Genomic DNA, 10,452 nt, shown 5'->3' on the forward strand with positions numbered 1-10,452 from the left:
CATTTTTTGGACTTTGTGTCCGGTAATTGTTGTGCTGTAAAGTACACTTTTTTTGCCTGTTTATCGTCTAACAACATCCCTGGTTGCTGTGATTGAGTAATGGGGGCAATGGCCATTAAAATTGGGGTCTTCATTTTGCGCTCATTTCAAATTAAAAAGTAATATTAAAAATATAACATGAAAACACGCCTAATCGTTTGATAAAAAATTACATTGCCCGTTTTTTAATGGAATGTCCGTTCCACATCATAGACAGCTGGCAGATTATTGAGAGCATCCATAATATTGCCGAGCTGTTCACTATTTTTCACGCCAATTGATAATGACACTTGCGCCATGCCGTTTTTAGTCACATGTCCGTTCACTGAGTTGACAAACTTTGTCCGACCATTGACAACCCGTAAGACATCATTGAGTAACCCATTACGGTTTTCACCATGAACCGTCAAATCAGCGTCATAGTTAGGCTTGAGCCCCTTTTCATCTTCCCACTGTACATCCACCAAACGTTGCCCTTGTGTCTCGGCCGCGCGGATATTTGGGCAGCCGACGCGGTGCACCGAAATGCCGCGACCTTTGGTAATGTAACCAGTGACGTCATCGCCTGGGACTGGCGTACAACAACGCCCCAAACGTACCAGTAAATTATCAACACCAGCAATCACAATATCATCAGCAGTTGCCTTTTGCCGTTGGGTGAGTGCTGTTTCAACCCGTTTAATTTCGTGACCTTCTTCAAGTAATTCCCGTTGCAATTCCGCCGTTTCCGCTTCTTGCTGGGCTTCACGAATGGCTTCCGGCAACTTATTGGCTACCCCTGGTACGGCAACGTCGCCATAACCAAGCGCCGCCAACATATCTTCATACGTATGATAATGCAGGGCTTCAGCCGTTTTAACCAACCGATCAACCGTTAAAATAGCTGCCGGATCAAAGCCAGTGTCTTGTAAGATACGCGCTAACAAGTCACGACCCGCTTCGATGTTATCCTCGCGATCAAGTTGCTTGAAATACTGCTTAATTTTATTGCGTGCCCGACGCGTGGAGACAATGTCTAACCAGTCGCGGCTTGGCTTAGCTGTTGAACTGGTGATAATTTCAATAATATCACCAGTTTTGATTTTATAATCTAGTGGCACAATGCGACCATTGACTTTGGCCCCTGTTGTTTTAATGCCCACATTCGTATGGATTGAGAAAGCCATATCAAGCGGTCCAGCGCCTTTTGCCAATTCAAAGACATCCCCACGTGGTGTGAATGCATAAACACGATCACTAAAGAGATCCCCTTGTACGCCAGCCATGAAGTCTTCAGCGTTTTTGGCATCTTCTTGTAATTCTAGAATCCCTTGAATCACATTCAATGCCTGCTGGTTTTGGTCATTGACTTTGGCTTCTTTGTTTGAGCCCTTATTTTTCTTATAGGCCCAGTGTGCTGCCACACCAAATTCCGCAACTTCATGCATGGTATGCGTACGAATCTGCACTTCCAAAGGACGGCCACTTGGGCCAATCACTGTGGTATGCAAACTTTGATACCCATTGGCTTTGGGTAACGCAATATAATCTTTGAAGCGACCAGGTAATGGCATCCACTTGGAATGAATCGCACCAAGGACCGCATATGTATCTGGAATCGTATCAGTGAGGACCCGAACCGCTGACAAATCATAAATTTCTTCAAACGCCTTATGCTTGTCCGTCATCTTGCGATAAATCGAATAAATATGCTTTGGTCGCCCGTAAACACTCACATTTTCCAATTCAAGATCTTGAATGGCTTGCGTAATTTCCGTCACCGCTTCTTGGACATACTGGATCCGTTCGTCACGTTTCATATTCATTTGTGACGCAATCATATAATACTTTTCTGGATCTAAATAGCTCAAAGCGAGGTCTTCAAGCTCCCACTTAATCGTACTGATTCCTAAGCGATCGGCCAATGGTGCATAAATATCCAACGTCTCACTCGCAATACGACGCTGCTTTTCTTCTCGCAACGCGCCTAACGTGCGCATATTGTGCAAACGATCGGCGAGTTTGACAATAATGACACGAATATCCTTGGACATGGCTAAAAGCAGCTTTCGGTGATTTTCCGCAAGCTGTTCTCGTGAGTTTTTGTATTCGATTTTACTAATCTTTGTGACACCGTCAATAATTTGCGCAATCGTTGCGCCAAACTTCTCTTCAATGTCTTGGATGCTGGCTGGTGTATCTTCCACCACATCATGCAAGTAGCCGGAAATAACCGTTGCCGTATCCATCTTAAGCTCGGCTAAAATCCCTGCCACCTGAATGGGGTGAATAATGTAAGGTTCACCAGATTTTCTGAACTGATTGTGGTGGAGCTCTGACGCCCAGTCATAAGCCAATTTGACTTTTTCGGCATCTGCTGGTGCCATATATTGCCCAACCATATCAAGGACTTCTTGCCCTGAATAACTCTTAGTTCTTGCCATATTGTTTTGCGCGCTATCTGGCACACAGTCGTTTGATCGATCACCAAATCTGGTCGATGTACTTCAAACAAGTGTATGCAAGAAAGCACATTCCCTTCATTTAATTCCGGAAGACACATCACTATTTTAAAAACCGCAACATGCCTTGATACGTTTTCAAACGTAGTTTCATTATAATAAAAATTTAATACATTCACAAGCTAAGTCTTATAACGTGCATATTTTGACAAAGAAGCATACACTAAGACTATCAATTTTTTCTCGGAGGAAGATCTATATGCCTGAAAACACGCAAGAATCTCAGTCGGATGGCGAGCCATTGTGGCAAAGAAATGTCTTTGTCCTCTGGTTTGGCGTCTTTATGACTGGGGTTGCATTGAGTGAGGTCATGCCGTTTTTGTCCCTTTACATTGACACACTAGAGACATTTGATAAAGACCAATTAAGCTTTTATTCTGGTGCTGTCTTTGCCGTGTCGTTTTTAGTCACGGCAATTGTGTCACCATTTTGGGGTAAACTAGCCGATAGCAAAGGTCGCAAGCTCATGTTGCTACGCGCCGCCTTTGGTATGTCAATTGTCTTATTTTTAATGGGGAATGTGACCAATGTGTGGCAATTATTTATCCTACGCGCCCTGCAAGGTGCTATGGGTGGCTTCATTTCAAATGCGAATGCCCTAGTGGCAACTCAAACACCGAAAAAACATGCTGGGAAAGCCCTTGGTATTTTAGTGACGGGCATGACCGCTGGTAATTTGGTTGGCCCACTATTTGGTGGTATCTTGGCAACTTTTTTCAGTTACCGCACCTCATTTCATATTACCGGCATCATCCTGTTTCTCGTGTTTATATTAACGTTGTTCCTGGTTAAGGAATCGCCCCGGCCCGCTGCCCTACGCGTATCACGTGTCTCCACCAAAACGCTTTGGCAAAATATCCCTAATAAACCACTTATTGTCGGCTTGTTTGTGACCACCATGTTAGTTCAAACCGTCAACACAGCGATTAACCCGATTGTGAGTTTATTTGTTCGAGAAATCTTACATCATGGTGCCGACACCACGTTTATCGCCGGTATTGTGGCTGCCATGCCAGGTATCGCAACCGTGATTGCGGCGCCGCATTTTGGCCGAATTGGTGATCGCGTCGGAACCCATCGCATGATTAAAATTGGGTTTATGATTGGGGTCATTGCCTTTATTCCTACCGCTTTTGTGACCAGTATCAGTATGTTAATGTTCTTTAGATTCTTGGTTGGTATTAGTGATGCAACCATGTTACCAGCCGTTCAAACCTTACTCTCTAAAAACTCACCCACTGAAATGACCAGTCGTATTTTCAGTTATAACCAAAGTTTTCAGTCATTAGGTTCTGTGATTGGTCCCATGATGGGGGCCATTGTCGCTAGTCTATACGATTATCGGGCTATTTTCATTTTCAGCGGCCTCATTATTATCATCAATGCTACGCTCTTTCACTTTACAAGTAAGCATATTAAACCCGCCCGCATATAAAAAACCTGAACAACATGATGTTCAGGTTTTTTTATAACCACTTGGTCAATAATTCAAGTGGCACGTATTCTGCGGTCCACCGTTGTAGCGGGGTGAAATCATGGCGTTGATTAAAAGCTAATTTATCTTGCTGTAACACCGCCACCGATTGGCCGTTTTCCGTTAAGAAAATTTGCCCAATTTGTTTAAATTGCCCCTTGGTATGTTTTCCCGTACGCCACAAATGTGGCACCGCATCGGCTTTTGGTTCAAAACGCCCCGATGCATTTTGCGTCACGAGAATTCCCTTAAAGAGGTGCGTCTCATACTTCTTCCGATCGCCCATAGTCGCTCACACCTACTCCCATTTCAAATCTTGTACCATCAATGACTTCACTCGGTTGCAAATGCAAACGATAATTCACGTCAGCTGCCACCAATGCCAACGGTTGTGATTTGGCACGATGCGCAATCTCAGCCAATAGTTGCAAATCCTGTGCGGTCATTTCATGCAAAGCTGCCCGAATCGTTAAACGTAACCATTCGATATGCGTAACTTTTGTCAAGAAAGCAATTTGCCCAAATGGCATTGGGCGTAACCAAGTACCATCATTAATCGGTGCCAAATCAACTTCCCGACGCCACTGAACCGTTTTTTCATACCAAATCACTTGGTAAACACCAGGATTTTCTAGTGTTTTTGTTGTTGCCAGCAACCGGCTTGGTACCTCACCAGCAGGGGCAATCACCCGCATCTCGCCAGCCATGTGTTGGGTAATATTGATTGGATAGACTTTGTCGCCATCAAAAAAGACGTTTAGCGCAAACTCTGACTCGTTTTCATCTGGTCCGCTAGGCGTATGCTTTTCCTTTGGCAAAATAATTACCCGCTGTCCCAATTCACGTAAAGCGCGAATCAACTTGCGCCGGTTACCAGGAATAACAATTGCCTTTGGCTGTTCTAATTCAACAACCTGCATCACATCAGAAATTTCCAATGGTTCCAAATACTGCTTATCCGCTAAATGTGGTAACAACGTCGCGTCACTGGGATTATTGTTCATAATAATGGTTAGATACTGCAACCGGCGCAATTCTGACAGCGTAATTGTCGTCGCATAACCACCAGATGCCGCATCCCCCATCCGAAAAGCGCCCGAGCCAATCACTAAAATCGCGTCTTCTGCGACCTGCTTAGACTCATTTTCTGACTCAAAGGTTGCATAATACTGCCGCGCATTTTCTGGGAATTCACCAGCAGATGGTTCAACTGCCTTATAGGTCACATCAATGTGATGTTCCTGGGCTAAGGTCCGAATAATATTAAAATCCGTATGCCAAAAACGGGCAATCAACCCATCTGACAAGCCGTATCTTTTCCCACGTCTTAGTGCAGCAATACTATCCACATCGGCTTCAATAGCCGTTTCCAACTGGTGTAAATGTTGCAACTGATGGAAGAAGAATTCATCAATATCTGTTAATTCCGCGAGTTCATCAATTTCATACCCGCGTTTAATCGCTTCAATCAACAAGAGTACGCGATTATCTTGTGGATGAATCAATTGTTGAATCAATTCATCATCGTTAATGTGGGCCATGTTCGTTGGCGAGAAACTCGCATTGTTAAAGTGCGCCGACCGAATCGCCTTTTCTAAAGACTCAATAAACGTCCGGCCAAAGCCAAGGGTTGTCCCCACAGACTTCTGCACACTATTAAGCTGGCGTTTCACATGTACTCCAGCTTCAGCCAGTTCACCAAATGGAAAGATTGGTAATTTAACCACCACGTGATCCATCATGGGTTCCATCATCGCTGTTTGTGGTCCAAAATTGTGTGGTAACACAATTTCTTCCAACGGAATGCCCATTGCTAGATTAATGGCCACAAGCATCGTTGGGTACCCCGTAGCCAAAGCCATGCGCGTCGCCATTTGGTCAATATAAGGGGATACTTTAATGACATAAATTTTATCGGTATCGTCATCGACTGCAAATTGGACATGCATAATCCCTTGCAATTGCAAGATATCAGCAACTCGAAAAGCGTAGTCTCGCATACGGCTAATCAACTGATCTTGAATCGTCAGAATTGGTGACACACTGAGGGAGTCAGCCGTATGAATACCAATTGGATCCATATCTTCACTCGCGCCAATTTGCATTTTATTCCCGCGTGCATCACGCAAAATCTCTAAACTGACTTCTTTAAGGCCATTGATAGCCCGTGAAATAATCACTTCTTGCGTCACGGACTGCGACTTCGCGAGGTTAATCGCGTCTTCAAAGTCATCTAATCGTTCAATAATGTGACGTGTGTTGGTTTGGTTAGGATGTAAGGCCCGCACCATTAACGGTAAATGCAATTCACGTAATAACTCATTCGCTTCGTCCTGTGCTTTGAGCACATAGTTCGTAATTACCGGTAAGCCATTTTCGGCCATCAGTTGTGTCAATGCCGGTAAATTATTCACTTTCAGTAACATCTCAATGCTGAGACCAAGCGTATGCGGTAGTGCCCCATCCCCGTGTGACCAACTTTGGACAACTTCGGCCCAGATTCGCAGCGAGGCTTCGCCACCAAACAGAGGCATCACCGTATCAATATGATTTTCCTTGATAATAGCTTTAATATTGGCGACTGTCAGCGGTTGCCAATAGGCAGTCGCTGCTAAACTCTCTAAAGCCAGCGCATACGGATTTTCATCAATGACAAAAACATCAATGCCATGCCCGCAAAGTTCTGGCATGACTTGATAAATTGCTGCATCATGTTCTGCCTCGCGGCCAAAGTCATTGGCCCCCGCACCGATAAAGAGCAGTTTTTTTATATTAGTATTGATTGAAATGTTCGACATAATCTTCTACCGTTTCAAAGAAATCTGCAAATACAGCGGTGGCTTCTAATGGCCCTGGGGCAGCATCAGGGAAAAATTGGACACTAAAAGCGGGAAATTCACGGTGGCGCAACCCTTGGACAGCGCCATCAACCAAGTCACGATACGTCACAATCATTTTCTTCCGATTAATGGTTGCTTCATCGACCGCATAACCTTGACCCTGCATCGCATAAAAAATTTGTTGTGAAATAATTTCTTGAATAGGATGATTCATCCCGTGATGTTCGGACTGAAGTGGTTTAAGTTCCGCATCATTGGCCATCGCAAATAATTCATGCCCTAAGCCAATCCCCAACATTGGAACCTTGGTTTGCAGAACACGAATCAGCGTTAACACACTTTCAGGCAGTGTGCGCGGATCCCCTGGTCCAGTTGACAGCACAATGCCATCAGGATCAAGCGTCAACACTTCTTCAACAGTTGTTGTATAAGGTAAAACAGAGACATTGGCATCAAAATCACCAAGCATCCGTAAAATGCCGTGTTTTAAACCAAAATCAATCACGACAATATGACGACCTCGCCCTGGATTGGCATAGGGCTTTGGCGTTGCGGTGTTTTGCACCTGTTTATTGGTTAACACCGTGGCCACCAATTGATCCACTGCGTGTTCATCAGCATAATCCACGATAGTGGCTTTTTGTGGTCCCGTCTCGCGCAAATGCCGGATAAGCTGCCGTGTGTCTACTTGGTACAAACCAGGAATATTATTTTGCTTTAAAAAGCGGTCTAAATTCATCCGACGTTGCCGATTAACAGAGACTTCCGCCAGATCATGCACAATCATGCCTCGAATCGTTGGTTTCACCGATTCATACGCCTCTGCATGAATCCCAGCGGCGCCGACAACTGGCATCGCAAAAACAATCATCTGCCCATCATAAATCGGGTCGGTGATGATTTCTTGGTAACCAGTCATGGCTGTATGAAAAATAATTTCGCCAAATGTCGTTGCCGGTGCACCAAAGCCTAAGCCTTGAAATACCGTGCCATCCTCAAGAATTAAGTGCCGTTTCATATCTATTACTCACAGTAGGTCACAAAATTGCCAAATAACCTACTTTATATCTCCTATTAATGGACAATTTCAACGGCGTCACGGCCGTCAATTTCTTGGACCAAGACCTTGATCTTTTCATTTTGCGCCGTTGGAATATTCTTCCCAACAAAGTCTGCGCGAATTGGGAGTTCCCGATGCCCACGATCAACCAGTACCGCCAAAGCAATGGTATTTGGTCGGCCAATATGAATCAAGGCATCCAACGCGGCGCGGATTGTGCGACCTGTAAACAACACATCGTCGATTAACACAATATTTTTATCCGAAATATTGGTTTTTTCTTCAGCATTGAGACCTAAACTATCATCACGATTCAAGACATCATCACGAAAATTAGTGATGTCAATGGCCATCACTGGGATCTTAACCCCTTCTAATTGTTCTAGACGATTCGCGATCCGATGAGCTAAGAATTCACCACGTGTCTTAATGCCGACCAAGACAAGATCTTGCCCGCCCTTGTTACGTTCAATAATCTCGTAAGTAATACGCGTCAACGCACGTTGTAATGATGCGTTATCTAATACTTCTTTATTTGCCATATTCTCGTTATGCGGTTACACAACCACACAGATCCTTTCTTATCTGTTATTAATCATGTTGCGGATTAATTGGGGTCAAAGTTGCTAAAGCCTGCGCAAAATATGCGGGTATTTCACTATCAAACGTGAGGGTTTCCCCAGTTGTTGGTTGGGTTAGCGATAGTGTTTTGGCGTGTAATAATTGACCTGCTAAATGCACGCCAGGTAGCTTTTGTGCGCCACCATAAACCGGATCCCCAACAATAGGAGGGCCAATGTAAGTTAAATGGACACGGATTTGATGCGTACGACCAGTTTCTAAGCGTACCTTGAGTAATGTATAACCAACGTAACGGGCGATCACTTCAAAATGCGTCACCGCTTCACGTCCGCCTTCTTGGACCGCTTGCTTTTTACGGTCAATAGCATGACGGGCGATTGGTGCGTTAATTGTCCCAGTATTTTCTTCAAATTCACCGCGAACGAGTGCATAGTAAATACGGTCGTTTTTATGTGCTTTCAATTGTGCAGAGAGTGCTTGATGGGCTTGATCATTTTTGGCAACCATTAACAACCCACTGGTGTCACGGTCAATACGATGGACAATCCCTGGTCGGAATTCGCCATTAATCGTCGATAATGGTGCATGGTGTAACAAACCATTCACCAATGTGCCAGACGTATGCCCTGCTGCTGGGTGCACAACCATCCCTTGTGGCTTATTGACCACTAATAAATCTGCATCTTCATACACAATATCTAATGGCATCGCTTCGGCAACGATTTCGGTTGGCTGTACGACTGGTGGCTGAATGCTAATCACATCGCCGGCAGCGACTTTGTACGAGCGCTTCACCCGTTGTCCATTAACAAGCACTTCGCCTGATTGTACCCAATTTGCTAAAACTGTACGGGAATACGGTAAGTTTTGATTTGCCAAAATGGCATCAATTCGGCCCGTTTGATCTGTGATATTAATTGTGATTTTGTCCGTCATGGGTATTCATATAATCCTTAATTTGTTGTGTGATATTTTTACTCAACCAATATTTCCGATCACGGCCGGCACGTGTGAATTGTAATACATGCCCATTTAATTGCCAATTTTCAACTTTCACAAGTGAAATTTCTTCATATTCTGACGTCAAGACATGCCCTAAAAATAGTCGTGGTCCGACGATATATACGCGTCGGCGTAAAACAAGTATCAGACCTAACAGGAGGACGATGATTAGGTAACCAATCACTGGTAGGACGAGTTTGAACTCCAACTCACTCCAAGTAATGAGACCAGCCAACAGCGCAATTCCCCACCATAACCAACTAATTTGGCCCGTTATTTCTAAGGGTTGAAAGAACCCACGCTTTGGAATCATGTGTTTACCTCTCATTCAATGAAAATATACGCTATTACTGCGCTATCTGACAATTTTCAGATGGCATTTGCCACTATTTTTCAAGTTGTTTTGTCATATTTCTTAAATTTTTATCGGAAATTAGCTAGAACTATTGTACCACAAATAGTTGTCAGACGTTGGTACCGCTCTGTGGATCTAACCTACAAAGCGTGGCACTTTTACCAAAATTATACAATCAAATATAAGACCAATTTTAAAATTGGTCTATGTTGCTTTATTTTTTTGACACGGTATAATGTTTTCTATAGCGAAAATGTAAGCGTTTCCAAAACAGAGGATCGTCCGCTGTTCACCAAATATTGATGGCTTGAACATCGCTAATACATGACGTTTATCGACTAGCAGGCTTAATCCCTTTAACAAAAACGAGCAATTGGTCTAGTCTAAACGCCTTATAAACTAGCCTTTGAAATAGCCGAATTTCAACAGCATGATGACCCACTTTTTCGCGACAACACAATCTAAACCAAAGAAAGTTGAGAATAAATTATGACAATTGTTTCTGGTAAAGCTATTGTACAAACAGCCCGTGATCACGGCTACGCCGTGGGTGCTTTTAATACCAATAATCTTGAATGGACACAAGCAATCCTCCGAGT

General features: G+C 43.9%; 9 protein-coding genes. 2 read left to right on the forward strand and 7 right to left on the reverse strand.

The features are described from left to right. Positions 1–224 precede the first annotated feature (224 nt). Complete coding sequence (locus ACW12G_RS04360; RefSeq protein WP_455647366.1) at positions 225–2,462, reverse strand: RelA/SpoT family protein; 2,238 nt, start codon at positions 2,460–2,462, stop codon at positions 225–227. 277 nt (positions 2,463–2,739) lie between these two features. Here ACW12G_RS04360 and ACW12G_RS04365 point away from each other — a divergent pair, with 277 nt between their 5' ends. Beyond that, a complete protein-coding gene (locus ACW12G_RS04365; RefSeq protein ID WP_455646565.1) occupies positions 2,740–3,975 on the forward strand; it encodes a multidrug efflux MFS transporter in 1,236 nt (411 codons plus the stop codon). 31 nt (positions 3,976–4,006) lie between these two features. Here ACW12G_RS04365 and ACW12G_RS04370 read toward each other — a convergent pair whose 3' ends face one another. From ACW12G_RS04370 to ACW12G_RS04395, 6 genes are read right to left on the reverse strand one after another with little or no spacing between them, the layout of a single operon-like run. Further along, positions 4,007–4,300, reverse strand: coding sequence for a DUF7671 family protein (locus tag ACW12G_RS04370; RefSeq protein ID WP_019041623.1), 294 nt, complete (start codon positions 4,298–4,300; stop codon positions 4,007–4,009). Continuing rightward, positions 4,278–6,812: a carbamoyl phosphate synthase preATP-grasp domain-containing protein gene (locus ACW12G_RS04375; RefSeq protein WP_455647367.1), complete on the reverse strand. Its 2,535-nt coding sequence runs from the start codon at positions 6,810–6,812 to the stop codon at positions 4,278–4,280. Before ACW12G_RS04375 ends, ACW12G_RS04370 begins: the two co-directional genes overlap by 23 nt. Beyond that, positions 6,787–7,872, reverse strand: a complete 1,086-nt coding sequence (locus ACW12G_RS04380) for a carbamoyl phosphate synthase small subunit (RefSeq protein ID WP_010000484.1) — start codon at positions 7,870–7,872, stop codon at positions 6,787–6,789. The genes ACW12G_RS04375 and ACW12G_RS04380 overlap by 26 nt, the downstream gene beginning before the upstream one ends. A gap of 56 nt (positions 7,873–7,928) precedes the next feature. Then, entirely contained in the window at positions 7,929–8,456 is a 528-nt protein-coding gene (pyrR, locus tag ACW12G_RS04385) for a bifunctional pyr operon transcriptional regulator/uracil phosphoribosyltransferase PyrR (RefSeq protein ID WP_010000485.1), read from the reverse strand. A gap of 49 nt (positions 8,457–8,505) precedes the next feature. After that, on the reverse strand, positions 8,506–9,432 hold the full coding sequence (locus tag ACW12G_RS04390) for an RluA family pseudouridine synthase (RefSeq protein ID WP_455647368.1): 927 nt from the start codon (positions 9,430–9,432) through the stop codon (positions 8,506–8,508). Then, complete coding sequence (locus ACW12G_RS04395; protein ID WP_029510399.1) at positions 9,410–9,811, reverse strand: EbsA family protein; 402 nt, start codon at positions 9,809–9,811, stop codon at positions 9,410–9,412. The genes ACW12G_RS04390 and ACW12G_RS04395 overlap by 23 nt, the downstream gene beginning before the upstream one ends. 531 nt (positions 9,812–10,342) lie before the next feature. Between ACW12G_RS04395 and ACW12G_RS04400 the strand changes: the two genes are divergently transcribed. Beyond that, positions 10,343–10,452 (forward strand): class II fructose-bisphosphate aldolase (locus ACW12G_RS04400; RefSeq protein WP_455647369.1); only part of this gene is annotated, 110 nt, incomplete at its 3' end.

This window comes from Leuconostoc sp. (assembly GCF_965300815.1).

Coding starts and splice junctions, on each gene's coding strand:
- ACW12G_RS04370 (WP_019041623.1), bottom strand. CDS start 4,300: ATGGGCGATCGGAAGAAGTATGAGACGCACCTCTTTAAGGGAATTCTC.
- ACW12G_RS04375 (WP_455647367.1), bottom strand. CDS start 6,812: ATGTCGAACATTTCAATCAATACTAATATAAAAAAACTGCTCTTTATC.
- ACW12G_RS04390 (WP_455647368.1), bottom strand. CDS start 9,432: ATGACGGACAAAATCACAATTAATATCACAGATCAAACGGGCCGAATT.
- ACW12G_RS04360 (WP_455647366.1), bottom strand. CDS start 2,462: ATGGCAAGAACTAAGAGTTATTCAGGGCAAGAAGTCCTTGATATGGTT.
- ACW12G_RS04380 (WP_010000484.1), bottom strand. CDS start 7,872: ATGAAACGGCACTTAATTCTTGAGGATGGCACGGTATTTCAAGGCTTA.
- ACW12G_RS04365 (WP_455646565.1), top strand. CDS start 2,740: ATGCCTGAAAACACGCAAGAATCTCAGTCGGATGGCGAGCCATTGTGG.
- ACW12G_RS04395 (WP_029510399.1), bottom strand. CDS start 9,811: ATGATTCCAAAGCGTGGGTTCTTTCAACCCTTAGAAATAACGGGCCAA.
- pyrR (WP_010000485.1), bottom strand. CDS start 8,456: ATGGCAAATAAAGAAGTATTAGATAACGCATCATTACAACGTGCGTTG.